Here is a 26351-nt window from a genome sequence, read left to right on the forward strand (position 1 = left end):
CGACGCGATCCGGTTGATGGCCGAGCGCCGGGTCGGCGCGCTGCTGGTGATGGAGGGCCCGCGCCTTGCCGGCATCGTTTCCGAGCGCGACTACGCGCGCAAGGTGGTGCTGCAGGGCCGTTCGTCGAAGGACACGCCGGTGCGCGACATCATGACCGCGCAGGTCGTCACGGTGGCTCCTTCCGACAGCACCGAGCACTGCATGGAACTGGTCACCAACAGCCGCATCCGCCACCTGCCGGTGCTGGACGGAGATCAGGTCGTGGGCGTGCTGTCGATCGGCGATCTGGTCAAGGCCGTGATCGAGATGCAGCGGCAGGACATCGACCAGTTGCAGCGGTATATCGTCTCGTAACTAGGCCGCCGACTGCGCGATTTCCCGGGTGGCGTGGAATTCCACCGCCGGCGCGCGTTCCTGCGCCAGTTGCAGGTTGACCCGGCTGGGGGCCAGGTAGACCAGTTCGCCGGCGGCATCCAGCGCCAGGTTCAGCGCATTCTTGTCGCGGAACTCTTCCAGTTTCTTGGCGTCACTGCAGTGAATCCAGCGTGCGGTGGCCACCTGCACCGGCTCGAAGATGGCTTCGACGCCGTACTCGTCCTTGAGCCGGTAGGCGGCCACGTCGAACTGCAGCACGCCGACCGCGCCGAGGATCAGGTCGTTGCTCAGCAGCGGCTTGAAGAATTGGGTGGCGCCTTCCTCGCTCAGCTGCGCCAGGCCCTTCTGCAGCTGCTTGAGCTTCAGCGGATCGCGCAGGCGGGCGCGGCGGAACAGTTCCGGCGCGAAACTGGGAATGCCGGTGAAGGTGAGCTTCTCGCCTTCGCTGAAGGTGTCGCCGATGGAAATCGTGCCGTGGTTGTGGATGCCGATCACGTCGCCCGGATAGGCGCTCTCGGCGATCTCGCGGTCACTGGCCATGAAGGTCAGTGCGTTGGCGAGCTTGACCTCCTTGCCGCTGCGCACATGGAAGGCTTTCATGCCGGCTTCGAACTTGCCCGAACACACGCGCATGAAGGCCACGCGGTCGCGGTGCATCGGGTCCATGTTGGCCTGGATCTTGAACACGAAGCCGGTCAGCTTGCCTTCGCTGGCGGCCACGTCGCGCGTGGTGGTGGCGCGTGCGCGTGGCGGCGGCGCATGTTCGACGAAGAAATCCAGCAGCGGCTGCACGCCGAAGTTGTTGACGCCGGAGCCGAAGAAGACCGGCGATTGCTTGCCGGCCAGATATTCGGCCTGGTCGAACGGGTGCGAGGCGCCCTGCACCAGCTCCAGCTGCTCGCGCACTTCGGCCAGCAGTTCGGTGCCGACGGCGGCGGCCACGCCTGGGTCGTCCAGCGACGGGAAGATGGTGGAATCCTGGCGGGTGAAATTGCGCCCCGGTTCGTACAGATGCACCTCGCCGGACACCAGGTGCACCACGCCCTTCAGCCGCTTGCCCATGCCGATGGGCCAGGTGACGGGCGCGCACTGGATGCCCAGCACCGATTCGATTTCGTCCAGCAGCTCGATGGGGTCCTTGCCCTCGCGGTCGAGCTTGTTGACGAAGGTCATGATCGGGGTGTCGCGCAGGCGGCAGACCTCCATCAGCTTGATGGTGCGTTCTTCCACGCCCTTGGCGACGTCGATCACCATCAGCGCGGAATCCACCGCGGTGAGCACGCGGTAGGTGTCCTCGCCGAAGTCGGCGTGGCCGGGGGTGTCCAGCAGGTTGACGATGCGGCCCTCGTAGGGGAACTGCATCACCGAACTGGTGACCGAGATGCCGCGCTCCTTCTCCAGCGCCATCCAGTCGGAGGTGGCGTGGCGCGCGGCCTTGCGGCCCTTCACCGAGCCGGCCATCTGGATCGCGCCCCCGAACAGCAAGAGCTTTTCGGTCAGCGTGGTCTTGCCGGCGTCGGGGTGGGAGATGATGGCGAAGGTGCGGCGGCGCGCGGCTTCGGAAGCGATGTCTGACATTGCGGAATTATACCGGCGCGGGCAGGATGGTCGGGACCGCGAACGGCGACGAGAGCGATGCACGACGATCCCACCCACGCCCTCGACGAGGCGGCACAGGTTGCCGTAGGGCTGCCGGAAACCATCGGCCCCTATCGCGTGGTCGGATTGCTGGGCGAAGGCGCGATGGGGCGGGTGTACCTCGCGCGCGAAACCCATCCGGCGCGCGAGGTGGCGATCAAGGTGGTGCGCGGGATTTCATCCGGGGCGCTGGAGCGCTTCCGCCGCGAGGTCACCATCCTCGGCCAGCTCGAGCACCCCGGCATCGTGCGCCTGTATGCCGCCGGCGAAGAGACCGTGGGCGGCCTGCCGTCGCCGTGGTTCGCGCTGGAGTATGTCCGCGGCCCCGACCTGCGCGGTTATCTTGAACGCGAGCAGCCGGATCTGCGCGCGCGCATCGCACTGCTGGTCAAGCTGGCGCAGGCGGTGGATTGCGCGCATCGGCGCGGGATCATCCATCGCGATCTCAAGCCGTCGAACATCCTGGTCGATGCCAGCGGCCAGCCGAAGATCCTGGATTTCGGCATCGCCCGCCTGCAGGACGAGGCCGAGGCCGGGATGACCCGCGCCGGACAGGTCATGGGTTCGCTGCCGTACATGGCGCCGGAACAGCTCGAAGGTCGATCGGGCGAGGCCGATGCGCGCAGCGACGTCTACGCGCTGGGTGCGATCGGCTACGAGATCCTGGCGGGCCGGCTGCCGCACCCGGGTCTGTCGACGTCTTCGTTGATCGAGGCGTTGATGATCGTGCGCCGCGAAGAACCCACGCCTCTGGGGCGGGTGAACCGAGCCACGCGCGGCGACCTGAGCCTGGTCGTCATGAAGGCGCTGGCCTCGGAGCCGTCGCAGCGCTACGCGACGGCGGCGGCCTTCGCCGACGATCTGGACGCGGTGCTGGCATCGCGTCCGATCAAGGCCAGGGCGCCGACCTGGACCTATCGCAGCGGGCGTTTCATTCGACGCAATCGCGCCTTGAGCGCGGCCGTGGCGGCGATCTTCGTCTCTCTGCTGGCGGCCACGGTCGTCAGCGCGCTGTCGGCGCGGCGTGCGCAGCAGGCGTTGGTCGAGTCGCGCGCGCGCGCGAACGAGCTTGCGGCGGTCAATGCCTTCGTCGAGAACATGCTGACCGAGGCGGATCCGGATCAGGGCGGTTCACCGGACATGCCGCTGCGGGAAGTGCTGGAGCGCGCCGAGACGACGCTGGGTGGCCCGACCGCTTCGCTGCGCGTCGATGGCCAGGTGGCGCTGCTGCTGGCCAGGACGTGGAGTGGGTTGGGTGAAAGCGCACGCGCGCAGAAACTGCTCGATGACGCGCAGCTGTGGCTGGGCGGCGCCTTCGGCGAGCGCAGCAAGGAAGCGCTGATGGTGCGGCTGGCGCGATCGGAGGACTTCTACCGTGTCGGGAAGCCGGATCTTGCACTGGAACAGGCGCAGACCCTGGAGCGGCAGCTGCAGGGCATCGACGCCGACTGGGCGCGGGAACTCGCGATCAAGGCCGGCATCATGCGCGCGCAGGCCATGGAGGCGACCGGCGATGTCGATGGTGCCATCGCGCTGGACCGCCGGATTCTGGCCGACCCTGACCTGGCGCGCATCGACGTCGATGCGTCGTTGACCGATTCGGTCCGCTACAACCTTGCCTATACCCTGAACAATTCCAGCAAGTTCCCCGAGGCGGAAGGGTTGCTCCGGCAAGTGCTGGCGGACGAAACGAGGCGGCTGGGGCCGGATCATCCTCAAACCCTGTACACCAAGAAGGCGCTGGGGCAAAACCTGCATCGTCAGGGGCGGCTGCAGGAAGCGGTCGTGCTGTACGCCGAGGTTTACGCGAAGCGCGCCAGGCGCTACGGCCCCGACCATCCGTTGACCTTGGGCGCTGCGGCGCAACTGGCGGCGGCCTACAACACGCTGGGCCGCGCCGCCGAGGCGGAGCCCTTGCTGCGTGAGGCGCTGGCGGGCTTCAAGCAGCGCGGCGAGGGCGACGGCAAGGAAGCGCTGGTGGTGCGCGTCATGCTGACGTCGGCGCTGGAAAAGCTGGGGCGCTATGACGATGCGATCGCCTTGGCCGATGAAACGATCGCGCTCGAACACGGCACGCCGAACCGGGATACGGTGGCCGTGCGCAACGTCAAGGCGCAGGCGCTGCTGGAGTCGGGGCGCGTACGCGAGGCGCGTGAGGTCTGGCGTGAGACTCTGGCATTGGCGCCGGAAGCGATGGGGACGGATCATCCGAATTATCCGGCCATCGTTGCCAACGCGGCGCGCGCCGATCTCGCGCTGGGCGATCTGCAAGCCGCGCGCGCGAAGCTGGAGCCGTCCTTCGCCACCTTGAAAGCCCAGCGTCCCAATCATCCGAGCACGCTCGCGGCGGCGCGGCTGCTGGTGGAAACCTATACGCGCCTCGGGATGCGCGCGCAGACGGCGGAACTGGATCGCGCCTATCCGGAGCAACCGGCAGGCGCGGCGGCATCAGCGCGATGACGGCACGCCCTGCATCCGGAACGGAATCGATACCAGCTTCCCGCCGCGATTGACCTGCACCACGAAGTGCAGGTGCGGCGCGTTGCTGTAGCCGGTGTTGCCGGAACTGCCGATGCGCTGGCCGACTTCGACCCGCTGGCCGGAGACGACCTGCGCGCCGTCCGGTGCGAGGTGCCCGTACAGCGCCATGCTGCCGTCGTCGTGCAGGATGCGGATGAAGTTGGCGCGCGTCGCGTCGCGGGCGTAGTCGAGGCCGTTGCCGCGATAGCCGGTTTCGACCTGCAGCACGGTGCCGGCGCGCGCCGCCAGCACCGGGGTGCCGACCGCGGCGGCGAAATCCAGCGCGTAGCGGTTTTCGTCGTCGGCGTGGCTGAAGGCGCCATCGAAGCCCTGGTCGATGCGGATGCTCGATTGCCGCAGCGGCGTCAGGTACGGCACGTCGCGCGGCTTGGCGTTGCTGCTGCCGGGCACGCCACCGAGCCGCAGCTGCATCCGGCCTTCGCGGGCCGGCGGCGGTCGCAGCCGGGCCAGCAGGACGCTGCCACCGGCAGGAATGCTGGCGCGCGCCGGCAGGGCGGGCAAGGCCTGCGGCCGCGCCCCGCCTTCGACGTCAAGGCGCACTTCGACCGGACCGGGCAACAGGTTGTCCGCCCAGGCTTCGAAGCTGCCGTCGATGGGCACGATCCGCAGCCGCGCCACGGCGTCGCGCTGGACGGCTGTGGTGGGCGCGTCCTGCGCGAACGCGGGCAGCGCGGCGCACAGCAACAAACCCGGCAGGGCGGCGGGAAGACGCATGGCGAGCAGTATGCCGCAGCCTGCGGGCGCGGTTCGGTGGCGGAGTACGCAGGACGAGCGGGAATTATTTTTGACGCGGATCAGAGCGGATGAACGCTGATGAAAGCCGATTCGAAGGATGGATCCGCGTTCATCCGCGTCAATCCGCGTCCAAATGTCTTTGCGTGGCTGCACTTGAAGGGGAGATATAAATAACATCGCTTCATACGGATAAAGCGATTGACAAATGAAAAGAGCACATGCACACTGGCCGAATCCATCAAGATCGGCAGAGGGACAGGCCCTTTGAAGCCGGGGCAACCGGAGGGCGATCGCAGATCGTCGTCAAGGTGCCAAATCCTGCGGTGACCGTCGGGTCTTCCGGAAGATGGGTGCGGGCGTTTCCGCAACGCCTGGCTCCCGCTTCGATTCCCCGGTTGCTTCGGTCTTGCTGGAACCTTCCGCACCGGAGCATTGCCGTGACCCTTGCCGAACGCATCCCAGACCGCAGCCATCCCCTTCCCCGGGCCGAGGCTGGGATGCGTCCGGTGCGGATTTCCGAAGTGCCGGTGCGCCGTGGCGGTGTCGATGCCGTGCTCGCGACGCGCCATGCCGGTGCCAGGCGCCTGCGCCTGAACTATGAACTCGTCGGGCCGGAAGAGGCGCCGGTGGTATTCGTCGCCGGCGGCATTTCGGCCCATCGCCATGTCGCCGCCAATCCGCTCGAATCCGAACCGGGCTGGGCGCAAGGCCTGCTGGATCCGGGACGCACGCTGGATCCGTCGCGGCTGCGCGTGCTGGCCTTCGATTACGTCGGCGCCGATGGCGGCATCGATGCGCCGATCGATACCGCCGACCAGGCCGATGCGGTTGCGTTGCTGCTCGATGCGCTCGGCATCGAGGCGCTGGCCAGCTGGGTTGGCTATTCCTATGGCGCGCTGGTGGGCCTGCAGTTCGCGGCGCGCCATCCATCGCGCTTGCGCCGGCTGGTCGCGGTCAGCGGCACGCATCGGGCGCATCCCTACGCGGCCGCGTGGCGCGCGCTGCAACGCAAGGCGGTGGCGCTGGGCAGGCTGCAGTGCGCCGACGCCCAGGGGCTGTCGCTGGCGCGCCAGTTCGCCATGCTCAGCTATCGCACGCCCGAGGAATTCGGCGAACGCTTCGATGCGCCGCCGGAAATCTGCAACGGGCATGTGCGGGTGGCGGCCGAGGATTATCTCGATGCCGCCGGTGCGAAGTTCGTTGCGCGGGTGGGGGAAACGGCATGGCTGCGACTGTCGGAATCGATCGACCTGCACCGGGTGGATCCGGCCGGGGTTTGCGTGCCGACGACGGTGGTCGCGGTCGAGGGCGACCGGCTGGTGCCGATGTCGGACGCCGTGGCGCTGATCGAAGGACTGGGCACGCGCGGGCGGCTGCGCGTGCTGCGCTCGCCGTACGGGCATGACGCGTTCCTGAAGGAAACCGATCGCGTCGATGCGCTGCTGGCGACGGAACTGTTCGGTTCCGGCGGGAAATTCCAGTTCGTTGCGCGAACGCGCGCGCATTCGGGAGACGTGGCATGAGCGCAGGTGGGGATTCTATTTCCAGGCCGGACGGTCGCGCCGTCACGCGTGCGGTACGCGCCGGCATCGACCGCGACACCGCCTTTGGCGCCGTCGCGCCGCCGCTGGTGCTGTCGTCGAATTTCAGTTTCGAAGGCTTCAGCCGCAAGCGAGAGTACGACTACACCCGCAGCGGCAACCCGACCCGCGATCTGCTGGGCGAGGCGCTGGCGGAACTCGAAGGCGGCGTCGGCGGCGTCGTGACGGCCACCGGCATGGGCGCGATTGCGGTGGTGGTCAACGCCCTGCTCGCGCCCGGCGAGCGCGTGCTGGTGCCGCACTATTGCTATGGCGGCAGCTGGCGGCTGTTCAACGCGCTGTCCGGCAAGGGCGCCTTCGGGAAAATCACCTGCGACCTGACCGATGCCGCATCGCTGGCCGAGGGGCTGCAAAGCGCGCCCAAGCTGGTCTGGGTGGAGACGCCCTCCAATCCGCTGCTGCGCATCACCGATCTGCGCCACGTCATCGACGCGGCGCACGCCGCCGGCGCGCTGGTCGCGGTCGACAACACCTTCCTGTCGCCGGCGCTGCAGCGGCCGATCGCCGATTTCGGCGCCGATCTCGTGGTGCATTCGACCACCAAGTACATCAACGGCCACAGCGACGTGGTCGGAGGCGCGGTGATCGCGCGCGATGCCGCGCTGCACGAGCAGCTGGCGTGGTGGGCGAACTGCCTCGGGCTGACCGGCGCGCCGTTCGACAGCTTCCTGACCCTGCGCGGCCTGCGCACGCTGGATGCGCGGCTGCGCGTGCATCAGGAAAACGCGGCGGTGATCGCGGAGTTGCTTGAAGGGCATCCGGCCGTGCGTGCGGTCCACTACCCGGGGCTGCTGTCGCATCCCGGCCATGCGCTGGCCGCACGCCAGCAGCATGGCTTCGGGGCGATGCTGAGCCTGGAACTGGAGGGCGGCGAAGCGGCGGTGCGCGCGTTCGTCGATGGCCTGCGCTATTTCACCCTGGCCGAATCGTTGGGGGGTGTCGAAAGCCTGGTCGCGCATCCGGCGACGATGACGCACGCGGCGATGACGCCCGAGGCGCGGGCGCAGGCCGGGATTCCCGACGGCTTGCTGCGGCTTTCGATCGGCATCGAACACGCGGACGATCTCGTTGCCGACCTGCGCGCTGCGCTGGCGCGTGCGCAGGCGGCGGTACTCACCGAGTCGCGGTGTCCGGCGTGAGCGCGCGGGTGGCGACCTTGTGCCGCGATCGCCAGGCGCCGGCGCGGGTGGCCCTGCTCGGCACCGGCACTGTCGGCAGTGCTGCCTGGGCGCGATTGGCGCGCTGGCAGGGCACGCCGCTGGGCGAGCGGTTGCGTCTGGTGCATGCCGCCAATTCGCGCTTCGCGCTGGCCGATCCGGATGGAATTGCGGGCCTGTCGGGCGATGTGCTGCTGCAGAATCCGCCACAGCAGGCCGCGCTGGAGGCGGTCGATGTGGCGTTGGCGGGAGTCGGCACCCGGATCGTGATCGATGCCACCGCCTCCGGACAGGTGGCCGAACGCCATGCGCACTGGCTGGCGTGCGGCATCCATGTGGTGACGGCCTGCAAGCTCGGACAAGGCACATCGCTGGCGCACTGGAAGGCGATCCAGGCGGCAAAACGCGCGGGCGATACCGAGTATGGCGACAGCGCGACGGTCGGCGCCGGATTGCCGCTGCTGCACGTCATCCGCCGGCTGCAGGCGGGCGGCGACCGCATCCATTCGATTGCCGGAGTGCTGTCCGGCTCGCTGGCCTGGCTGTTCAACGCCTACGACGGCCTGCGTCCGTTTTCCGGCTTCGTGCGCCAGGCCAGGGCGGCCGGTTATACCGAGCCGGATCCGCGCGAGGACCTGTCCGGCGAGGACGTGCGACGGAAATTGCTGATCCTCGCACGCGCTTCAGGCTACCTGCTGGAATCGGAGGCGGTACAGGTCGAACCGCTGCTGCCGCCCGAGCTGTTCGCGCTGCCTCGGGATGCCGTGGACGCCGCCCTGCCGGTGCTCGATGCGCCGCTGCGCGAGCGTTACGCGACAGCCTACAAGAACTGCGAGAAGCTGCGCTTCGTCGGACGCTTGCAGAACGGCGGTCTGGCGACGGTTGGTTTGGAAGCACTGCCGGCCGACCATCCCCTGGTGGGCGGCGGCGGTGCCGACAACCGGGTGGCGATCTGGTCCGATCGCTATGCCGAACAGCCGCTGGTCGTGCAGGGACCGGGTGCGGGCGCCGAGGTGACGGCCGCCGCGCTTCTGGACGACGCGCTGGCGATCCAGGCCGCGCGTGCGCGCGACTGAGCGCGGAAGGCTGGCTCAGGCGGTGACCGCGAAGAATTCGGCGATCGGCTGCGGGCGCTGGAAGTAATACCCTTGCGCGTAGTCCACCCCGATTCCGCGCAACAGGTCGAGTTGCTGCTCGGTTTCCACCTGCTCGCCGACCGCGCGCATGTCGAGCAGGTGGGCGATTTCGGTGATCGACCGAACCACCGCCTCGGACAGGCCGGGCTGATCGATGCCGCGCACGAAGCTGCCGTCGATCTTCAGGTAGTCCACTTGGAGGTTGCGCAGATAGCTGAAAGAGCAGAATCCGGTGCCGAAATCGTCGAGCGCGAAGCGGCAGCCGAGGTCGCGCATCTGGGCGATGAAGCGGCGGGTGCGGGTCATGTCGCGCACCACGCTGGTTTCGGTGATCTCCACGCAAACCTGGTCGGCGCGCAGCGCGCTGCGGCGCAGACGGTGCGCGAGGTAGTTGCCGAAGTCCTCGTCCGCCAGGGTGGCGGCGCCGAGGTTGAGGTTGCACTGCTGGATTCCGGTCGCGGCTTCGGGGTGTTGTTCCACCCAGGCCAGCAGGCTGCCGAGGATGCTGCGATCCAGCCGTGGGCCGAGCTGGTAGCGCTCTGCCGCCGCGATGAGTTCCGCCGGCGGACGCACCTGGCCGTCGCGGTCGCGCCAGCGCATCAACAGCTCGAAATGGGATTGCGCCGGCTGCGGTGCGTGCAGGTTGATGATCGGCTGGCACCACAGCTCGAAGCGGCCCTCGTCCAGAACTTCGCGCGCGATCAGCGCGCTGCGCATCTGGCGGGTACGCAGCTCCAGGCTCTCCGCATTCGATTCGGTCAGGAACAGGCGGTTGCCGCCCTGCTCCTTGGCTGCGTGGCAGGCGGTGTCGGCCTGCGAAAGCAGTTCGTCGTAGGCGACGTGGGGCGGCTGGCTGGTGGCGATGCCGATGCTGGCGCTGGTGCCCAGATTCTGCCCCTGCCACGCCACCCGTGTCGCCTCGATCGAAGCCAGCAGCCGATTGCAGCGCACGCTGGTCGTGGGGGCATCGCCGGCGGTGAGCACGGTGAACTCATCCCCGCTGGAATGTGCGATCAGGTCGTCGTCGGTGAACTCCGCGCGAACAAGAGCGGCGATATGGCGCAGCATCTCGTCGCCGGCCGCGTGGCTGGCGGATTCGTTGATCATCTTGAAGTTGTCGAGATCGATGTACACCAGACACAGGTGCGGCTCATTCTTCGCCAGCCGCGCGCGCGCGCGCTCCTCGAAGGCGAATCGGTTGAGCAGATCGGTCAATGGATCCTGGGTGGCGCGGATGCGCAGCGCCTCCGCCGCGAGGGTGCGCTCCCGGAAAGCCACCGCCATCAGCATCGGAATCACCGAGTTGACCACCAGCGAGCCCATCATCATCGAGGTGTCGTGCAGCGTTTCCGGGCGCGGCAGCCCCCAGAGCCCGAGGCCCAGGGTGAGCGCCATCAACAACGTCACGCCCATGGTGGAAAACGCGGTGAACTGCGGCGGGAAACGGGCCGCCGACCACAACAGCAGGGCCAGCGGCAGCACCGAGATCGCCAGCGGGTACATGCTGCCCTTGTCAATCAACCAGATGCCACCCGCCAGAACCAGGATCATGAGCGCTGTCCACAGCACGCGTTCACGCAGGCGGATCCTGATCGCATTGCCTGCGTCGGGCCTGTACAGGCGGTTGCCCATGCCGAACAAAAGAAGGAAATTCGGCGTGGTTGCCGTGATGCCGAGCAGGTTGCTCAGCGACCACTGCAGGAAGGCGCGCGGCATGGCCTCGGGCGGCACCATGCCGGCGTGCAGCATCCCCAGGGTGCCGATGCCGGCGCTGAGCAGGCTCATCGCGAGGCCGCCGCGAAGCAGCAGCAGGCCGTCCTGGATGCGGAACTGCAGATGGGCTTTCCGGCTGTGCACGTACAACCAGGCCAGCACGACGGCGATGAAGTCGGCGCCGAGCGAATAGGGAATGAACAGCGTCGGCACCGGATTGAACGTCAGGTGCAGCAGCAGCTGGCCCAGCGGTACTGCGAATGCGTAGCGCAGGCCGTAGCGCAGGACGAAGGCCAGTCCGATGCCGGCCGCGGGCCAGAACAGCACCACGTCCGACGGCGTCCTCAGGAACAACACGGTGACCGCCGCGCCGGCGTAGTAAAGGCCGGTGAGCAGCGCGAAGCGGAGGATCCCCGGAAATGCTCCGTGCATGGGGGCAGTCTAGACCGGTTCGGGGCAGGTTTGGCAACTGCGCCGCCGCGGCCTGCGATGGCCTTCAAATGACTGGGAAAGCGGCCGGTTTCAGCATTCGATCACGTTGACCGCCAGTCCACCGCGGCTGGTTTCCTTGTACTTGTCCTGCATGTCGCGACCGGTATCGCGCATGGTCTTGATGACCTTGTCCAGCGAGACCTTGTGGCTGCCATCGCCACGCAGCGCCATCCGGCTGGCGTTGATCGCCTTCACCGAACCCATGGCGTTGCGCTCGATGCAGGGAATCTGCACCAGCCCGCCGATCGGGTCGCAGGTCAGGCCGAGGTTGTGCTCCATGCCGATCTCGGCCGCGTTCTCGACCTGGCCGGGCGTGCCGCCAAGGGCCGCGGTCAGGCCGGCGGCGGCCATCGAGCAGGCCACGCCGACTTCGCCCTGGCAGCCGACCTCGGCGCCCGACAGCGAGGCGTTTTCCTTGTACAGGATGCCGACCGCGGCCGCGGTCAGCAGGAAGATGAAGATGCCTTGCTCGCGTGCGGCGGCGTCCTTCTCGCTGGCGCAGAAGCGCTCGTAGTAGTGCAGCACGGCGGGCAGGATGCCGGCGGCGCCGTTGGTCGGCGCGGTGACCACGCGACCGCCGGCGGCGTTTTCCTCGTTGACCGCGAGCGCGTACAGATTGACCCAGTCGAGCACGGTCAGTGGATCGCGCATCGCCGCTTCCGGCCGCGCCGAAAGTTCGGCGTGCAGCGCCGGCGCACGCCGGGCGACGTGCAGCCCGCCGGGCAGGGTGCCGCTGGCCTTGATGCCGCGCGCCACGCAGGCCTGCATCGCCTGCCAGATTTCGCGCAGCCCGGCGCGGATGTCCTCCTCGCTGCGCCAGGCCTTCTCGTTTTCCAGCATCAGCTTCGCGATCGTCAGCCCGCTGCGCTGGCACTGTTCCAGAAGTTCCTTGCCGTTGTTGAACGGGTGCGGCAACGGCGTGGTGTCGGCCACGATCCGATCCTCCGCGGCTTCGTCGGCGTTGACCACGAAGCCGCCGCCGACCGAGTAGTAGTCGCGGGTCGCGATCTCGTTGCCGCCGGCGTCGAAGGCGGAAAAGCGCATGCCGTTGGTGTGGAACGGCAGTTTCTGGCGCTTGTTCATGACCAGGTCGCGCTTCTCGTCGAAGGCGATCGTCCGTTCGCCGCCCAGGCGGATGGCCTTGTCGCCGCGTATCCGTTCCAGCGCGGCCGGGATGATGTCCGGATCGATGCGATTGGGCCAATGGCCCTCCAGCCCCATCAGCACCGCCTTGTCGGTGCCGTGGCCGCGTCCGGTCAGCGCGAGCGAACCGAACACTTCGGCGCGGATGCGCGTCGTGTTATTCAGCGCGCCGGATTCCACCAGCCAGTGGGTGACGAAGCGCGCCGCCGCCCGCATCGGACCGACGGTATGCGAAGAGCTCGGGCCAATGCCGATCTTGTAGAGGTCGAAAGTGGAAACGGCCATGTGGGGTGTCCGGAAACGAGCAAGCTATTCTAGGTCGCTGGAGCCGCTGGCGTGGACGATGGCGTATGGGCCTGATCCTGTATCAACGCGACGATTGCCATCTGTGCGATCTGGCGCTGGCCGAGCTGGCCAAGGCGCGTGCGCCGGAGTTCGAGTCGGTGTTCCTTGACGATGTACCGGAGCTGGAAGGCCGGTATGGCCGGCGGGTGCCGGTGCTGCGCGACGACGTGCGCGATGCCGAACTGGACTGGCCGTTCAGCGCGGCCGCGGTGCGGACATTTCTCGGCGCTTCTGATGGCTGAGGAAACGCGTTGGCACGCGTTCCATGGGGCATCGCAGAGACTGGAGTAGACACTCTCTGCGGCCATGGAGATCGCGCTTGCATCTGCGCCACGGCACCGCCAGCATGGGGCGGGGCGAATCGGTCGACCGAAGGGTGCGGGGGATGCGTCGAGGCCTGGTGGCGTTGTGCCTGTGGCTGCTATGCGCCTGCGCGCTGGCGGGAGTCCCCCAGCGCCCGCGATTCCGGATCGTCGGGCCGCCGCAGGGCTTGCCGTCGACCGACATCAAGGCGCTGGCGCACGATCGCGACGGCTATCTGTGGATCGGCACCGCCGACGGGCTGGCGCGCTACGACGGCGTCGGCATGCGGATCTGGCGCAACGATCCGGAGCATCCCGAAGGTCTGCCCGGCAACAACGTGCAAGCCCTGTTGGTGGATGCGTCCGACCGGATCTGGGTGGCGGTGGAGGGCGCCGGCGTCAGCGTGCTGGATTCGGGCCGCCGCCGCTTCATCCACTACCGGATGGCCAGCCATCGCGCCCTGGCCAGCGACGATGTCTGGGCCATGGCGAGCCAGGGCGAAGCGGTCTGGCTGGGCACGTTCGGTGGCGGGGTGACGCGGGTGCTGCCCGGAGGGCAGATGCGAACCTGGACCAGCGAGAAGGGCGGCTTGCCCTCCGATGTCGTGCTGTCGTTGGCGGTCGATGCCAGGGGCGTGCTGTGGGCCGGCACCACGGCGGGGCTGGCGCGTTTCGACGGCGAGCGATTCGTGGCCGTTCCGTTGCCCGACGAAGAAGGCAAGCAACTGGTCTATTCCCTGACCTGGCAGCAGGACGGTCTGTGGGTGGGTGGATCGCAGGGCGTCTGGCAGCGTCGCGGCGACGGCTGGACGCGGCCGGCGTGGTCGCCGATGTTCGAGCGCCCCAACGCGATGCTCTCCATCCTGAGTCTGCCAGCGGGCGAGCACTGGATCGGCAGCCAGCGCGGTTTGTGGCATCAGGAAGTGGAGCAGCCGCCGGTGCCGGTTGCGCTGGGCGGCGCCGATATTCCGCGCGCCATCGGCTCCTTGTTGCGCGAGCGTGGTGCCGCGCTGTGGACGCCGGTGCTGGGTCGCGGTCTGGGCTATCTGCGCTCGGACTGGCGCCAGCTGGCCGAGCTGCGCGGTCGCGAAGACGGCCTGCAGGGTGCGATGTACCGTGCCTTGGGCCGGGCTGAGGATGGCGGCGTCTGGATGGGAGGGATGGACGGGCGGGTCGAGCATATGGACGCCGACGGCCAGGTTGCCTCGCTGCCCGATGCTGCCCTCGAACGCCTGCACAGCGTCAAGCCGGTGGCCATCGCCGAGGATCCCGGACACCGGCTGTGGCTGGCGCACCGCAACGGGCTGATCCGGATCAGCCATGACGGAGCGATCGACGAATGGACTTCAGACGATGCGACCGATCCGGTTCCGGCGGGGCAGATCGCCTGGCTGCTGCACGCCGGCGACGGTACGCAGTGGCTGGCGGCGCCCGGCGGAGGCGTCCAGCAGCGCGATCCCGAGACCGGCCGCGTGCTGCTGGATCTTCCGGCGGGCGAGGCCAGTGGCTTGGGCGAGGCCGACATCGAATCGATGGTGCTGGCGCCGTCGGGAGAGCCCTGGATCGCCGGCGCTACCGGCATCCTGCGTTTCGACCCGGCGACCAGGCGCTTCATGCCGGTGCCGGCCATGGGCGGGACGCGCGCCTATGCGCTGGCTTTCGACGGTCGGACCCGGCTGTGGCTGCAGCGTCTATCCGGGTTGGAGGAGTACCGCCGCGATGGCGACAACTGGCGCCTTGTCGCGCGGGTCGATGCCCGCCGAGGCATGCCGGCCGTGGCCGCGGCGGCGCTGCGGGTGGATGGCGCGCATCGGGTCTGGCTGACCACTTCGCGCGGCTTGTACCGATGGGATCCTGCGCACAACGTCCTGCGGCATCCCGGCGCCCAAGACGAGACCAGCAGCGAGGAATACCTTGAACGCGCCGCGGTGCTGCGCGACGACGGCGTGCTGGTGGCTGCGACCGCCGACGGCGGGCTGCGCCTGTTCGACACCCGGATGGCGGATGCCGCTCCGGTGCGACCGCGTCTGCGCTTCGATGCGATGGCCGTGCGTCGCAATGGCGATTGGCAGGATCTGCCGATGCGAAGCGACATGCGGCTGGCGGCCAGCGACCGCGAGTTGCGCATTCGTGCGCGGCTGCTGGCCTACGACGACCCGTTGGCCAACCGCTACTGGTTCTGGCTGGAGGGGTTCGACCACGGCTGGGTGGCGCTGGGCAACAGCGGCGAGCGCGTGTTCACTGCGCTGACGCCGGGGCGCTACGTCGTCCGCGTGCGGGCGCAGGACGCCTCCGGCAACGTAGCCGCCGAGCAGCGATTGGCCTTCGTGGTGCTGCCGCCGTGGTGGCGCAGCGGCTGGGCGATCGCCGCGTATGCGCTGTTGGGCCTGCTGGCGCTGGGGTGGCTGGCGCTGGCCTATCGCGAACGATTGAAGCGCCGGAATGCGTGGCAGCTGGCCGAGCACAAGCGCGAGTTGGCCGAGCAGGCCTCCGAGGCGAAGTCGCGTTTCCTCGCAACCTTGGGCCATGAGGTGCGCACGCCGATGACCGGGGTGCTGGGCATGGCCGAGTTGCTGCAGGCAACGCCGCTGGACCCGCGCCAGCGCAGCCATGTGGCGGCAATCCGGCACGCGGGGGAACATTTGCTGCGCCTGGTCAACGATGCGCTGGACCTGGCGCGGATCGAGGCCGGCAAGCTGCAACTCGCCAACGCCGATTTCGTGCTGCGGCCGCTGCTGGACGATATCGCCGGACTGATGGCCCCGGTGGCCGAGCGCAAGGGGCTGGCGTTCGTCGAACAGGTCGAACCGGATGCGCCCCTGGTCGTCCATGGCGACCGCACCCGCGTCCAGCAGATTCTGCTCAACCTGGTCGGAAATGCGGTGAAGTTCACCGACACCGGCCATGTCGCGGTGGAAACGTCGGGGCTGCAGCCGCAGGGCGTGCGCTTCGTCGTTTCCGACACCGGTCCGGGGCTGAACGAGGAGCAGCGCCAGCGCCTGTTCCGCCGCTTCGAGCAGGCGGAAGGCGCGCGCACCGCGACGCGCTACGGCGGCAGCGGGCTGGGGCTGGCGATCTCGCAGGAATTGGCGGCGGCGATGGGCGGGCGGATCTCGGTCGAAAGCGAGGTTGGCAAAGGCACGCGCTTCATCGTCGATCTTCCGCTGCCGGTGGGCAGCGAATCCGCGCCGACCAGTGAAACCGCTGCAGCGCCGGCGACCGGAACAAGCGGCGCGTCGCTGCGGCTGCTGCTGGTCGAGGACGATCCGATCGTGGCCGAAACCCTCGCCGGCCTGCTGCGGGCGCAGGGGCATGCCGTCGTGCATGCCGGTCACGGGCTGGGGGCGTTGACGGAAGTCGCCACCGGCCGTTTCGATGCCGCCCTGCTCGATCTGGACCTGCCCGGCATGGACGGCCTGACGCTGGCGCGCGTGCTGCGCGATCAGGGCTTCACTGCGCCGCTGCTGGCCGTCACCGCCCGCTCGGATCCCGGTGCGGAAGCGCAGGCCCGCGCCGCCGGCTTCGATGACTTCCTGCGCAAGCCGGTCGGCGGCGAACAGCTGGCGGCTGCGATCGCAGCCATCGTGCGACGCTGAGGCGCGAATCCGGCGGAGTGCGGGGAGGCAAGGCGATGCGGCGGCCGTTTGTCCCCCCGGGGGGGGGCGGGTGGCATGCCCGCGTCCGTAGTGGGACATCTGATGTGTTTCAGCGCGCGCTGTGGCGATGCACCTCATCGACCAGCGCGGCGACGTGCTCGGGGTTCATGTCCGGCGACATGCCGTGGCCAAGGTTGAACACGTGGCCCTCGCGCGAGCCGCCGTTGCCGTCGCGGTAGCTGTCCAGCACCGCACGCGCCTGGGCACGCACGGCGTCCGGGCTGCCGTAGAGCATCGCCGGATCCAGGTTGCCCTGCAGCGCCACCTTGCCGCCGACGCGGCGGGCGGCGTCTTCCAGCGTGACGGTCCAGTCCACGCCCACGCCTTCGGCGCCGCAGTCGGCCAGCGCTTCCAGGTGCGGGGCATTGCCCTTGCCGAACAGGATCAGCGGTGCGTCGTCGCGCTTGAGTTCGCGCGCGATGCGGGTGAGGCGGGGCAGCGAGAATTCGCGGTACATCGACGGCGACAGCGTGCCGCCCCAGGTGTCGAACACCTGCAACGCCTGCGCGCCGGCGGCGTGCTGCGCGGAAAGATAGGCGATCACCGCGTCGGTGACGACGTCCAGCAGCCGATGCATTGCCGCCGGTTCGTTCAGGGCCAGCGCCTTGACCTTGCCCCATTCCTTGCTGCCGCCGCCTTCGACCATGTAGCAGGCAAGCGTCCACGGGCTGCCGGAAAACCCGATCAACGGCACGCTGCCGGCAAGCTCGCGACGAATCAGCCGCACCGCATCCATCACGTAGCGCAGGCCCGATTCCATGTCCGGCACCGAAAGCCGGGCGATGTCGGCCACGCTGCGCACCGGGCGCTCGAACTTCGGGCCTTCGCCTTCGACGAAATGCAGGCCCAGTCCCATCGCATCGGGCACGGTGAGGATGTCGGAAAACAGGATCGCCGCATCCAGATCGAACCGGCGCAGCGGCTGCAAGGTCACCTCGCAGGCCAGTTCGGGCGTCTGCGCCATCTTCAGGAAACTGCCGGCGGCGGCGCGGGTGGCGCGATATTCCGGCAGATAGCGACCGGCCTGGCGCATCAGCCAGACGGGCGTGCAGTCCACGGATTCGCGACGCAGGGCGCGCAGGAATCGGTCGTTCTTCAGGGTCACGGCAAACTCCATTCAGCGGGGCGCGTCGGCACCCTGTGCGAACATCAACTGGAAGCCTTTCTTAAACTGCGCGTCGCGTTCCTTTTCCAGCGCCAGCAGGGCCGTGGCCTGGTCGGGGAACATCGCCCTGCGCAAGGTGCTGCGGCCGCCGGTCTGACCGCTTTCGCGCAGCAGTTCCCAGCCGCCCAGCAGGTCGGGCTGGAGCTGGAGCTGGACGAAGCGCGGGGCTTCGCGGCCGTCGGGACGTTGCTGCAGCAAAAGACGCATGGGGACATTGTAAGGTGGCGCGGCGGTCAGCGGCCGGCGCGCAGCGTCTCCAATACCGCCGCTTCGTCCACGTCGGGCACGATCTTCGCCGCGCCGGGCCCGTCCCACAGGATGAAGCGCAGGCCGCTGGCCTGTGCCTTCTTGTCCAGCCGCATCCGCGCCAGCAGGGCTTCGGGAACCAGGCCGGCCGGCAGGTCCACCGGCAGCCCGAACCGCAGAAGCAATCCACGCAGCGTTTCGGCGTCCGCGCGCGAAGCCATGCCCAGTGTGGCCGCCAGCCGCGCCGCCAACAGCATGCCCACCGCCACCGCCTCGCCGTGGTTCAGCCCATCGACATAACCTTGTTCGGCCTCGATCGCGTGGCCGAAGGTATGGCCGAAATTGAGCAGTGCGCGCTCGCCGCGTTCGAAGGGATCGCGCTCGGTGATCGCCGCCTTGTGCGCGCAGCTGCGGGCGATGGCGGTGGCCAGGGTCGCGTCGTCGCCGGTCAGCAGGGCGTCGCGGTGCGCCTCCAGCCAGTGCAGGAAACCGGCATCGACGATCGCTCCGTACTTGGTCACTTCGGCCAGCCCCGCGCGCAGTTCACGCGGCGGCAGCGTTCGCAGGGCGGTGGTGTCGGCGATCACCGCGCGCGGCGGATGGAACGCGCCGACCAGGTTCTTGCCCTGCGGGATGTCCACCGCGGTCTTGCCGCCGACCGAGGAGTCCACCATCGCCAGCAGGCTGGTGGGCAGCTGCACGACGTCGATCCCGCGCATCCAGCAGGCGGCGGCGAAGCCGGCAAGATCGCCGACCACGCCGCCACCCAGGGCGTAGACGCAGGCGTCGCGGGTGGCGCCCAGCGCGGCCAGCGCGTCGATCGCGGCGCCGAAGTTGTCCAGCGTCTTGTGCGCTTCGCCGGCGGGAATGACGTGGCGGGCGATGCGCAGCTCGGGCGCGACTTGGCGCAACGCGGCTTCGACGCGATCGGCGTACAGCGGTGCGACGTGGCTGTCGCTGACGATCAGGGCGTGGCGTCCGCGCAGGCGCTCAACCAGCAGCGGGCCGTTGTGCAGCAGATCCGGGCCGATGTGGATGCGGTATGGCGCCGCGCCGCCGACTTCGACCTGTTGCAGCGATGCGCTCATGCGCGGGATTCCTCGTGTTGGCGGAATGCGGTGGCCAGCAGTTCGACCAGTCGCGCCGGGTCCTGCACGCCGGTGTCGAGCCGGAAGTCGGCCAGCGCACGGTAGATCGGTTCGCGCAGCGCCTGCAATTCGGCCAGCGCCTGCGCCGGATCGTCCCTGTCCAGAAGGGGCCGGTTGTCGTCGCCGGCAATGCGCGCCAGCTGCACATCTGGCGTGACGTCCAGCCAGGCGATCCAGCCGGCGCAGCGCATGGCGCTGCGGTTGGCTTCGCGCATCACCGCGCCGCCGCCGGTGGCGATCACCGAGGGCGGAGTATCCAGCGCCTCCAGCAGCGCCCGGGACTCGCGGTCGCGAAACCCTGATTCGCCTTCGTTGTTGAAGATGGCGGGAATCGACCTGCCGGCGGCGGCCGCGATGCGTGCGTCCAGATCGATGAACGGCCGCTGCAGGCACGCCGCCAGCGCCGAGCCGAGCGTACTCTTGCCGGAGCCCATCGGGCCGATCAGGACGATGTGTCTGCCGTGTTGCATTGCGGAATGCTAGCAGCGAAAACGAGGCGTTAACGTGGGCCGTGCCAGCGTGGCCATTCCGGTCGCAGTTCGCGTCCAAACACGAGGAGTGTCCCATGTCGGTTGCCAAGGTCATCGAACTCACTGCTTCCTCCCCCGCCGGCATCGAGCAGGCCGTTGCCGCCGGATTGAAGAAATGCTCCGAGTCGGTGAAGAACATCCAGGGCGCCTGGGTCAACGACATCAAGGTCGTCACCGACGCAGCCGGCAATATCCAGGAGTGGCGGGTCAACCTGCGGATCACCTTCGTGGTCGAGTGAGGTGCCAAAGCGCGGCGCGCGCGCGACAATGCGCGCATGACCGCGCTCACGCCTGAAATCCTGGCCACCTTCGATACGCTGTTCGACGAGGCGCTTGCCGCCGGCGAGCCGGATCGAACCGCGATGGCGGTGGCCACCTGCACGCCGGACGGCGTGCCGTCCATACGCACCGTGCTGCTGAAGGCGCACGATGCGCGCGGCTTCGTGTTCTACACCCATCTGGATGGACGCAAGGGGCGCGAACTGCAGGCCAATCCGCACGCGGCTCTGCTGTTCCACTGGCCGCGCGTGCGCAACGGCGTGCAGGTGCGGATCGAGGGCGAGGTCGAGATCGTTGGCGACGACGAGGCCGACGCCTATTTCGCCAGCCGTCCGCGCGGCAGCCAGATCGGGGCCTGGGCATCGCGGCAGTCGGAAACGCTGGACGCGCACGCGACCTTCGAGGCGCGGCTGGCGCGGTTCGAGGCCGAATTCGAGGGTCGCGCCGTGCCGCGTCCGCCGCGCTGGACCGGTTTTCGCGTGCGGCCCCGCGCGGTCGAGTTCTGGTTCGGCGCGCAATACCGGCTGCACGAACGCCATCTGTACGAACTGGGCGACGCGGGCGGGTGGACGCAGCGGATGCTGTATCCCTGATCCTGGGGGTCGCCGGACGCAGTGCGTCGGGTGCGGCCCTCATTCCAGCTCGCGGTGGTGGACTGCGACTTCCTCCCAGCCGGTTTCGCGGCAGTGCCGGGCCAGGCGTTCGGCCAGATAGACCGAGCGGTGGCGGCCGCCGGTGCAGCCGAAGCAGGTCGTCACGTAGCTGCGGGTGTCCGAGCGCAGCCCGGGCAGCCAGCCGTCGAGGAATCCCTGCACCTGTGCGACGTAGGCTTCCACGTCGGGCTGGCCATCGAGGTAGGCGCGCACCGCATCGTCACGGCCCGACAGGGGCCGCAGCCGCGCGTCCCAGTGCGGGTTCGGCAGGACCCGGGTGTCGAACACGAAGTCGGCGTCGGCGGGAACGCCGTGGCGGTAGGCAAAGGACTGGAACAGCAGCGACAGGCCGGTGCCGACCAGGCCGAACTCGGTCAGCACCGCGCGCCGCATCTGGTGGACGTTCATCTCGCTGGTGTCGATCAACACGTCGGCGATCTGGCGCAGCGGCTTGACCGCCTGCCGATCCAGCGCGATCGCGTCGGCCAGCGCCAACCCGAGGTGGCTGAGCGGGTGCCGGCGGCGGGTGTCGGCGTAGCGCCGCAGCAGGGGTTCGTCGCGCGCTTCGAGAAACAGCATGCGCGGGCTGATGCCCAGTGCGCCGACCTGCGACAGCGCCGCGGGGACATCGGACAGGTCGCCGAAATTGCGCGCGTCGATGCCGACCGCAATCCGCGAAGGCGGCGTTTCGCTCTCGGCCAGGCGGCGCACGAATTCCGGCAGCAGCTGCGCCGGGAGGTTGTCGACGCAGTAGTAGCCAAGGTCTTCCAGCGCGTGCAGCGCGCCGGATTTGCCCGATCCGGACATGCCGCTGACGACGACCAGGTCGGACAGGGGCGAAGCGTTCATGGCGTGGCGCGTTCCAGGAAGTGGCTGTGGCGGGCGAGGAAGGCCGCCGCCGGATCGATGCCCTTGCTGCGCAGGATGTGCATGCGGGTGGCGGCCTCGGTCAGCACCGCCAGATTGCGGCCGGCCATCACCGGAACCGTGATCATCGGCACGTCCAGATCCAGCACGCGGCGCACGCCGAGGTCGCCGGTCAGACGTTCGATGCCGCTTTCGCTGCCGCCGGAGGACGGCTTGCTGAGGTGGACGATCATGCGCAGGTACTTGTTCCGCTTCACCGCGGTGTCGCCGAACATCTGACGGATGTTGAGCACGCCCAGGCCGCGCAGTTCGAGCATGTCCTGCAGCAGTTCGGGGCAGGTGCCGTCGAGCACGTCGGGCGCGATCTGGGTGAATTCGGGCGCGTCGTCGGCGACCAGCCGATGGCCGCGGGTAATCAGTTCCAGCGCCAGTTCGCTCTTGCCGGAGCCGGATTCGCCGGTGATCAGCACGCCGATCGAATAGATCTCCATGAACACGCCGTGCAGCGTCACGCGTGGGGCCAGCGTGCGCGCTAGCAGGTACTGGATGTGGTTGAGCAGTTCATGGCCGCGGCGCGGCGACACCCACAGCGGCGTGTCGGACTCTTCGGCCGCCACTCGCAGGTCCTCTGGACAGGTCTGGTTGCGCGTGATCACCAGCGCCAGCGGGCGGAAGTCGATCAGCTTCTGGATGGTTTCCCAGCGCTGGCGCGCGTCGAGCTTGTCCAGCCATTCGAGTTCCTCGGAGCCGAGAATCTGGACCTTGTTGGGGTAGATGGCGTTGAGATAGCCGGCCAGCGACGGCCGCCGCGCGACCGTGTCGACCGCCTCGAGCACGCGCTCGGCGGCGCCGCGCTGTCCCGCCAGCCAGCGCAGCGCAAGGCGCTCCTGCTGGCTGGAGAACAGCTCTTCGGCGGTGATGCGTGCCGTGGTCATGCGCGCACCGGGCGTTGCAACGCGGTCATGGGGTCAGTCGATCCCAGCGCTGCGGGACAGGCCTTCGCCGCGCCGCTGCTCGGTCTGTTTCTCCTTGTGCTTGACCAGCAGGCGATCAATCTTGTCGGCCAGCAGGTCGATCGCGGCGTACATGTCGGGGCCGAGGGCGTCGCCGTGGAGGGTCCGACCCGCCAGGTTGACGGTGGCGATGGCCTTGTGCGAGGGCTTTTCCAGCGCGAGCTGGACGCGGATTTCGCAGTCTTTGTCGACCCGTCGTTCGAAGCGCTCGAAGCGGGTCTCGACATAGCTGCGCAGGGCGGGCGTCACTTCGATCTGCTGGCCATAGACTTCGATCTGCATCATGGTCCTCCTTCGGCAGTGGGCCGCGGGCCGGTTGGCCGCGGTGCGGGTGCAATCGCCGAAGCGACGCGCACGCGTTCATGGGAGGCAGGAATCTGCAAGGCTTCGCGGTATTTCGCGATGGTGCGCCTGGCCACCGGCACTCCCTCCTTCTTCAACGTATCGGCAAGCTTGGCATCGGACAAGGGCTTGCGCGGGTCTTCGTTCGCCACCAGTTTGCGGATCCGGTCCTGAATGGCGGTGCTCGAGGCGCTGCCGCCGGCATCGGTCCCGATGCCCGAGGCGAAAAATGCGCGCAGCGGCAGGGTGCCGCGCGGGGTGTGGGCGAATTTTCCGGCGACCGCCCGCGACACCGTGGATTCGTGCAGTTCGAGTTCGGTGGCGATTTCGCGCAGGGTCAGCGGGCGCAGCGCCTGTGGGCCGAATTCCAGGAAGCCGGCCTGTTCGCGCACGAGGCAGCGCACCACCCGCAGCAGCGTGTCCGCCCGCGATTCCAGCGCCTTGAGCAGCCAGCGCGCTTCCTGCAGGTGGCCGCGCAGATATTCGGCGTCGGCGCCGGACGTGCGCTCCAGCAGTCGCTGGTAATCCTGCTGCAGCCCGATCCTGGGCTGGGCGTCCGGGGCCAGCGCCACCTTCCACAGGCCCTGATGGCGCCAGATCACGCAATCCGGCCGTACATAGGCATCCGCGGGCAGGGCGCCGAAACGCGAGCCCGGGCGCGGGTCCAGGCTTTGCACCAAGGCGACCGCGACGCTGGCGTCGGCCGGGCTGCAATCGAGCTTGGCGGCAAGTTCGCCCAGACCCAGGCGCGGCAGGCGGTCGAGCAGGCTGGTGACGAGCAACAGGGCCAGGCCGCGGCCCGGCGTGTTGTCCGTCAGGGCGCGCAGCTGCGCCTGCAGGCATTCGCCGACGTTGCGGGCACCGGACCCGATCGGGTCGAAGCACTGGATCCGGTGCAGGACCGGAAGCATCTGTTCCGGACTGACGTCGAGTTCGGGGCGCAGGCTGGCGGCCAGCGTGTCGAGATCGTCGCGCAGGTAGCCGTCGTCGTCGATCGATTCGATCAAGGCGACGCCGATGCGGGTTTCCAGCGGGCTGAAGTGGCCCAGGTGGAGTTGCAGCAACAGGTGATCGCGCAGGCTGTCTTCGGTCGCCTGCTGGGCGAAATCGTCGCTGTGTTCGGCGCCGGTCGCGCGCGATCCGTGTTCCTGCCAGAGGTCGAATTCCGGCCCCGGCTCGGGCTCGGAAACGGCGTCGGATACTGCTTCCGACGCGGTTTCCACGGCCTCGGGCAGCTCGCCCGCGTCCGCGCCATCCGTGTCCTGCTCCTCGGTCCAGTCGAGCAGGGGGTTGCTGGCGACCGCCTCGGCGATTTCCGCCTCCAGCTCGACGCTGGACAGTTGCAGCAACCGGATCGCCTGGCGCAGCTGCGGCGTCAGGACGAGCTGTTGCTGGACGGAATGGGACAGGCGCGGCTTCACGACCCCAAGCATAGCCGCGAAGGCGTTGCCTTGCCGCCTTGCCGGAGGCGGGTCGCCTACAGCCGGAAACCCTCGCCGAGATAGACCCGGCGAACCTCCGGGTTGTCGAGCAGGTCGGCGGGCGCACCCTGTGCCAGCACCGCGCCTTCGGCCAGGATGTAGGCGCGATCGCAGATGCCCAGGGTTTCGCGGACGTTGTGGTCGGTGATCAGCACACCGATGTCCTTTTCGCGCAGGTGGCGCACGATGCGCTGGATTTCGTTGACCGAAATCGGATCCACGCCGGCGAAGGGTTCGTCGAGCAGGATCATGCGCGGCTTGCCGGCCAGCGCGCGGGCGATCTCGACCCGCCGGCGTTCGCCGCCGGAGAGGCTGGCTCCGGCCTGTTCGGCGACGTGGCCGATCTGCAGTTCGTCGAGCAGGGAATTGAGCTCGTGCTCGCGACCGGCATCGTCCAGATCCGGGCGCAGTTCCAGCACCAGCCGCAGGTTGTCGGACACACTCAGCTTGCGGAACACCGAGGCTTCCTGCGGCAGGTAGCCCAGCCCGAGACGGGCACGGGCGTACATCGGGCGGTCGGTGATGTCGACCTCGTCCAGCACGATCCGCCCGGCGTCGGCCTCGATCAGGCCGACGATCATGTAGAAACAGGTGGTCTTGCCGGCGCCGTTCGGGCCGAGCAGGCCGACCACCTCGCCGGGACCGAGCGACAGGCCGAACTCGTGCACGACGTCGCGCTTGCCGTAGCGCTTGCGCAGCCCTTGCGCCACCAGCATCAGGGCGATCCTCCGGCGGCCGGCGCGGACTTGGGCAGGATCCGCATCCGCACGCGCCCGCCGCCGTCGCCGCCGCTTTCGATCTGCCCGGTCTTGAGGTTGTAGACCACCCGCTGGCCGTTGAGGCTGCCGCGCTGCTGGTGGATCGTCACGTTGCCGGTGAGGACCATGACCTCGCTTTGCATGTCGTAATCGACGTTGGCGGCGGCCGCCTGGATGCGGTCGCCGTCGTCCATGTCCTGCTGCAATGTCACGCCACCGCTGAGTTGGGCGCGGCTCGGGTTGCCGTTGCTCTGCGAAATGACCGCGCGTGCCGACACCACCCGCAGCGAACCCTGGGTGATGATCACGTTGCCGGTCAGGGTGCATGTGGCATTGGCACCGAGCCCGCAGTCGCTGCGGCTGGCCTCGATGTCCATCGGCTGGGTGCGGTCGGACGTGCGCGCGCCGACGCTGCCGCAGGCTGCGACGAGCAGGACGGCGAGCAGACGAACCGCAGGGTCAGTGCTTCGGGGCATAGCGGTTGCGCACCTGGGACAGAAGGGAGACCTGGCGGCGCTCGAAATCCGCCAGCAGGCCCGTGCCTTCCATTGTAAGGCCGGGACGGGTGATGGTGACCTTGCCGTCGGACGTGGCGCGGTTGTGCTCGAGATCCAGGGTGAGCTGGTCGGATTCGATCCGGGTAATGGGGGGCTGGTCAGCGGGACTCTGGGCGCTGACCTGCCCGCGCACTTCGAGGTGGTCGCCGCTGGCCGGAACCAGACCCTCGTCGGCGCGCACTTCCCAATAGTGCCCTTGCGGGTCGGGCACCAGGAACTTCGGCGTGGCCAGATGGATGGTCCGGTCGGCCGGGTTGCGCTGCAGGACCGGGCCGCTCAGGGTGAACTGTTCCTTGCCGCGCTTGTCGAGCGAGGTGATCTCGTAATCGCGCAGGAGGTAGTCGGGCCGCGAGCGCAGCACGCCGTCGTCGACCGGGTGCGAGTTGCGCCAGACCGACCAGCCGCTGGCGATCGCCGCCGCCAGCAGGAGCAGGGTCAAGGCGGTGCGCCAGCTCACGCGCGGACCTGCCGGGGCGG

General features: G+C 68.7%; 23 protein-coding genes, 1 pseudogene and 1 riboswitch. Of the genes and pseudogenes, 9 read left to right on the forward strand and 15 right to left on the reverse strand.

All coding sequences use genetic code 11. The features are described from left to right. The coding region (locus tag Q0X16_RS01940) for a CBS domain-containing protein (RefSeq protein ID WP_297830069.1) at positions 1–355 on the forward strand (355 nt) is incomplete at its 5' end. Here Q0X16_RS01940 and Q0X16_RS01945 read toward each other — a convergent pair. Continuing rightward, positions 356–1954 (reverse strand): peptide chain release factor 3, encoded by a 1599-nt coding sequence (locus Q0X16_RS01945; protein WP_297830071.1) that lies wholly within the window; start codon positions 1952–1954, stop codon positions 356–358. It lies immediately after the preceding gene. Positions 1955–2011: 57 nt separating this feature from the next. Between Q0X16_RS01945 and Q0X16_RS01950 the strand changes: the two genes are divergently transcribed. After that, positions 2012–4474, forward strand: coding sequence for a serine/threonine-protein kinase (locus tag Q0X16_RS01950; protein WP_297830073.1), 2463 nt, complete (start codon positions 2012–2014; stop codon positions 4472–4474). Here the strand turns inward: Q0X16_RS01950 and Q0X16_RS01955 are convergent. Beyond that, positions 4463–5269, reverse strand: coding sequence for a M23 family metallopeptidase (locus Q0X16_RS01955; RefSeq protein WP_297830075.1), 807 nt, complete (start codon positions 5267–5269; stop codon positions 4463–4465). The genes Q0X16_RS01950 and Q0X16_RS01955 overlap by 12 nt on opposite strands. Before the next feature lie 253 nt (positions 5270–5522). Beyond that, a riboswitch (SAM riboswitch) is annotated at positions 5523–5643 on the forward strand. 84 nt (positions 5644–5727) lie between these two features. On the opposite strand from Q0X16_RS01955, the gene Q0X16_RS01960 reads away from it, so the two are divergent. From Q0X16_RS01960 to Q0X16_RS01970, 3 genes are read left to right on the forward strand one after another with little or no spacing between them, the layout of a single operon-like run. Then, the gene (locus Q0X16_RS01960) at positions 5728–6813 is read left to right on the forward strand and encodes a homoserine O-succinyltransferase (protein ID WP_297830077.1); all 1086 of its coding nucleotides are present in this window, start codon (positions 5728–5730) and stop codon (positions 6811–6813) included. Then, on the forward strand, positions 6810–8030 hold the full coding sequence (locus Q0X16_RS01965) for an O-succinylhomoserine (thiol)-lyase (protein ID WP_297830079.1): 1221 nt from the start codon (positions 6810–6812) through the stop codon (positions 8028–8030). The genes Q0X16_RS01960 and Q0X16_RS01965 overlap by 4 nt, the downstream gene beginning before the upstream one ends. After that, positions 8027–9124 carry a homoserine dehydrogenase gene (locus tag Q0X16_RS01970; protein WP_297830081.1) on the forward strand — a complete coding sequence of 366 codons (1098 nt, stop codon included), beginning with the start codon at positions 8027–8029 and terminating at the stop codon, positions 9122–9124. The genes Q0X16_RS01965 and Q0X16_RS01970 overlap by 4 nt, the downstream gene beginning before the upstream one ends. Before the next feature lie 15 nt (positions 9125–9139). Here Q0X16_RS01970 and Q0X16_RS01975 read toward each other — a convergent pair whose 3' ends face one another. Both Q0X16_RS01975 and Q0X16_RS01980 read right to left on the reverse strand, forming a co-directional pair. Continuing rightward, complete coding sequence (locus tag Q0X16_RS01975; RefSeq protein WP_297830082.1) at positions 9140–11329, reverse strand: EAL domain-containing protein; 2190 nt, start codon at positions 11327–11329, stop codon at positions 9140–9142. A 90-nt stretch (positions 11330–11419) separates the two neighbouring features. Further along, positions 11420–12817, reverse strand: coding sequence for an L-serine ammonia-lyase (locus Q0X16_RS01980; protein ID WP_297830084.1), 1398 nt, complete (start codon positions 12815–12817; stop codon positions 11420–11422). A 65-nt stretch (positions 12818–12882) separates the two neighbouring features. Here Q0X16_RS01980 and Q0X16_RS01985 point away from each other — a divergent pair, with 65 nt between their 5' ends. Together Q0X16_RS01985 and Q0X16_RS01990 are read left to right on the forward strand one after the other, a co-directional pair. Then, entirely contained in the window at positions 12883–13119 is a 237-nt protein-coding gene (locus Q0X16_RS01985) for a glutaredoxin family protein (RefSeq protein WP_297830086.1), read from the forward strand. Between the two features lie 143 nt (positions 13120–13262). Next, positions 13263–16775 carry a hybrid sensor histidine kinase/response regulator gene (locus Q0X16_RS01990; protein ID WP_297830088.1) on the forward strand — a complete coding sequence of 1171 codons (3513 nt, stop codon included), beginning with the start codon at positions 13263–13265 and terminating at the stop codon, positions 16773–16775. Between the two features lie 109 nt (positions 16776–16884). Here Q0X16_RS01990 and hemE read toward each other — a convergent pair whose 3' ends face one another. From hemE to Q0X16_RS02010, 4 genes are read right to left on the reverse strand one after another with little or no spacing between them, the layout of a single operon-like run. After that, positions 16885–17940 carry a uroporphyrinogen decarboxylase gene (hemE, locus tag Q0X16_RS01995; protein WP_297830090.1) on the reverse strand — a complete coding sequence of 352 codons (1056 nt, stop codon included), beginning with the start codon at positions 17938–17940 and terminating at the stop codon, positions 16885–16887. Positions 17941–17952: 12 nt separating this feature from the next. Then, the gene (locus Q0X16_RS02000; RefSeq protein WP_297830092.1) at positions 17953–18207 is read right to left on the reverse strand and encodes a WGR domain-containing protein; all 255 of its coding nucleotides are present in this window, start codon (positions 18205–18207) and stop codon (positions 17953–17955) included. A gap of 26 nt (positions 18208–18233) precedes the next feature. Beyond that, a complete protein-coding gene (aroB, locus tag Q0X16_RS02005) occupies positions 18234–19334 on the reverse strand; it encodes a 3-dehydroquinate synthase (RefSeq protein WP_297830094.1) in 1101 nt (366 codons plus the stop codon). After that, complete coding sequence (locus Q0X16_RS02010; RefSeq protein ID WP_297830096.1) at positions 19331–19864, reverse strand: shikimate kinase; 534 nt, start codon at positions 19862–19864, stop codon at positions 19331–19333. Before Q0X16_RS02010 ends, aroB begins: the two co-directional genes overlap by 4 nt. Before the next feature lie 95 nt (positions 19865–19959). Between Q0X16_RS02010 and Q0X16_RS02015 the strand changes: the two genes are divergently transcribed. Both Q0X16_RS02015 and pdxH read left to right on the forward strand, forming a co-directional pair. Beyond that, positions 19960–20163 (forward strand): dodecin family protein, encoded by a 204-nt coding sequence (locus Q0X16_RS02015; RefSeq protein ID WP_297830098.1) that lies wholly within the window; start codon positions 19960–19962, stop codon positions 20161–20163. Between the two features lie 33 nt (positions 20164–20196). Beyond that, positions 20197–20796, forward strand: a pseudogene (gene pdxH, locus Q0X16_RS02020) (pyridoxamine 5'-phosphate oxidase); the annotation flags it as partial. A gap of 39 nt (positions 20797–20835) precedes the next feature. Here pdxH and rapZ read toward each other — a convergent pair. Genes rapZ through lptC form a run of 7 tightly spaced genes read right to left on the reverse strand, consistent with a single transcriptional unit; the run spans position 20836 to position 26331 of the window. Then, positions 20836–21705, reverse strand: a complete 870-nt coding sequence (gene rapZ, locus Q0X16_RS02025; RefSeq protein WP_297830100.1) for an RNase adapter RapZ — start codon at positions 21703–21705, stop codon at positions 20836–20838. Then, positions 21702–22658 carry an HPr(Ser) kinase/phosphatase gene (hprK, locus tag Q0X16_RS02030; protein WP_297830102.1) on the reverse strand — a complete coding sequence of 319 codons (957 nt, stop codon included), beginning with the start codon at positions 22656–22658 and terminating at the stop codon, positions 21702–21704. The genes rapZ and hprK overlap by 4 nt, the downstream gene beginning before the upstream one ends. A 33-nt stretch (positions 22659–22691) precedes the next feature. After that, positions 22692–23018, reverse strand: coding sequence for a ribosome-associated translation inhibitor RaiA (gene raiA, locus Q0X16_RS02035; RefSeq protein WP_297830130.1), 327 nt, complete (start codon positions 23016–23018; stop codon positions 22692–22694). Further along, on the reverse strand, positions 23018–24499 hold the full coding sequence (locus tag Q0X16_RS02040) for an RNA polymerase factor sigma-54 (protein ID WP_297830104.1): 1482 nt from the start codon (positions 24497–24499) through the stop codon (positions 23018–23020). Before Q0X16_RS02040 ends, raiA begins: the two co-directional genes overlap by 1 nt. A gap of 56 nt (positions 24500–24555) precedes the next feature. After that, complete coding sequence (gene lptB, locus Q0X16_RS02045) at positions 24556–25275, reverse strand: LPS export ABC transporter ATP-binding protein (protein WP_297830107.1); 720 nt, start codon at positions 25273–25275, stop codon at positions 24556–24558. Next, entirely contained in the window at positions 25275–25793 is a 519-nt protein-coding gene (gene lptA, locus Q0X16_RS02050; RefSeq protein ID WP_297830109.1) for a lipopolysaccharide transport periplasmic protein LptA, read from the reverse strand. The genes lptB and lptA overlap by 1 nt, the downstream gene beginning before the upstream one ends. Then, the gene (lptC, locus tag Q0X16_RS02055; protein ID WP_297830110.1) at positions 25777–26331 is read right to left on the reverse strand and encodes an LPS export ABC transporter periplasmic protein LptC; all 555 of its coding nucleotides are present in this window, start codon (positions 26329–26331) and stop codon (positions 25777–25779) included. Before lptC ends, lptA begins: the two co-directional genes overlap by 17 nt. Between the last annotated feature and the right edge of the window lie 20 nt (positions 26332–26351).

Source organism: Thermomonas sp., assembly GCF_025993755.1.
In the GTDB taxonomy this organism is placed as follows: domain Bacteria; phylum Pseudomonadota; class Gammaproteobacteria; order Xanthomonadales; family Xanthomonadaceae; genus Thermomonas.

Excerpts from the sequence above, each read along its gene's own strand:
- Q0X16_RS01945 (WP_297830071.1), bottom strand. The coding sequence starts at position 1,954 with ATGTCAGACATCGCTTCCGAAGCCGCGCGCCGCCGCACCTTCGCCATC.
- Q0X16_RS01950 (WP_297830073.1), top strand. The coding sequence starts at position 2,012 with ATGCACGACGATCCCACCCACGCCCTCGACGAGGCGGCACAGGTTGCC.
- Q0X16_RS01955 (WP_297830075.1), bottom strand. The coding sequence starts at position 5,269 with ATGCGTCTTCCCGCCGCCCTGCCGGGTTTGTTGCTGTGCGCCGCGCTG.
- Q0X16_RS01965 (WP_297830079.1), top strand. The coding sequence starts at position 6,810 with ATGAGCGCAGGTGGGGATTCTATTTCCAGGCCGGACGGTCGCGCCGTC.
- Q0X16_RS01975 (WP_297830082.1), bottom strand. The coding sequence starts at position 11,329 with ATGCACGGAGCATTTCCGGGGATCCTCCGCTTCGCGCTGCTCACCGGC.
- Q0X16_RS01980 (WP_297830084.1), bottom strand. The coding sequence starts at position 12,817 with ATGGCCGTTTCCACTTTCGACCTCTACAAGATCGGCATTGGCCCGAGC.
- Q0X16_RS01985 (WP_297830086.1), top strand. The coding sequence starts at position 12,883 with ATGGGCCTGATCCTGTATCAACGCGACGATTGCCATCTGTGCGATCTG.
- Q0X16_RS01990 (WP_297830088.1), top strand. The coding sequence starts at position 13,263 with ATGCGTCGAGGCCTGGTGGCGTTGTGCCTGTGGCTGCTATGCGCCTGC.
- Q0X16_RS02000 (WP_297830092.1), bottom strand. The coding sequence starts at position 18,207 with ATGCGTCTTTTGCTGCAGCAACGTCCCGACGGCCGCGAAGCCCCGCGC.
- aroB (WP_297830094.1), bottom strand. The coding sequence starts at position 19,334 with ATGAGCGCATCGCTGCAACAGGTCGAAGTCGGCGGCGCGGCGCCATAC.
- Q0X16_RS02010 (WP_297830096.1), bottom strand. The coding sequence starts at position 19,864 with ATGCAACACGGCAGACACATCGTCCTGATCGGCCCGATGGGCTCCGGC.
- Q0X16_RS02015 (WP_297830098.1), top strand. The coding sequence starts at position 19,960 with ATGTCGGTTGCCAAGGTCATCGAACTCACTGCTTCCTCCCCCGCCGGC.
- rapZ (WP_297830100.1), bottom strand. The coding sequence starts at position 21,705 with ATGAACGCTTCGCCCCTGTCCGACCTGGTCGTCGTCAGCGGCATGTCC.
- hprK (WP_297830102.1), bottom strand. The coding sequence starts at position 22,658 with ATGACCACGGCACGCATCACCGCCGAAGAGCTGTTCTCCAGCCAGCAG.
- raiA (WP_297830130.1), bottom strand. The coding sequence starts at position 23,018 with ATGCAGATCGAAGTCTATGGCCAGCAGATCGAAGTGACGCCCGCCCTG.
- lptB (WP_297830107.1), bottom strand. The coding sequence starts at position 25,275 with ATGCTGGTGGCGCAAGGGCTGCGCAAGCGCTACGGCAAGCGCGACGTC.
- lptA (WP_297830109.1), bottom strand. The coding sequence starts at position 25,793 with ATGCCCCGAAGCACTGACCCTGCGGTTCGTCTGCTCGCCGTCCTGCTC.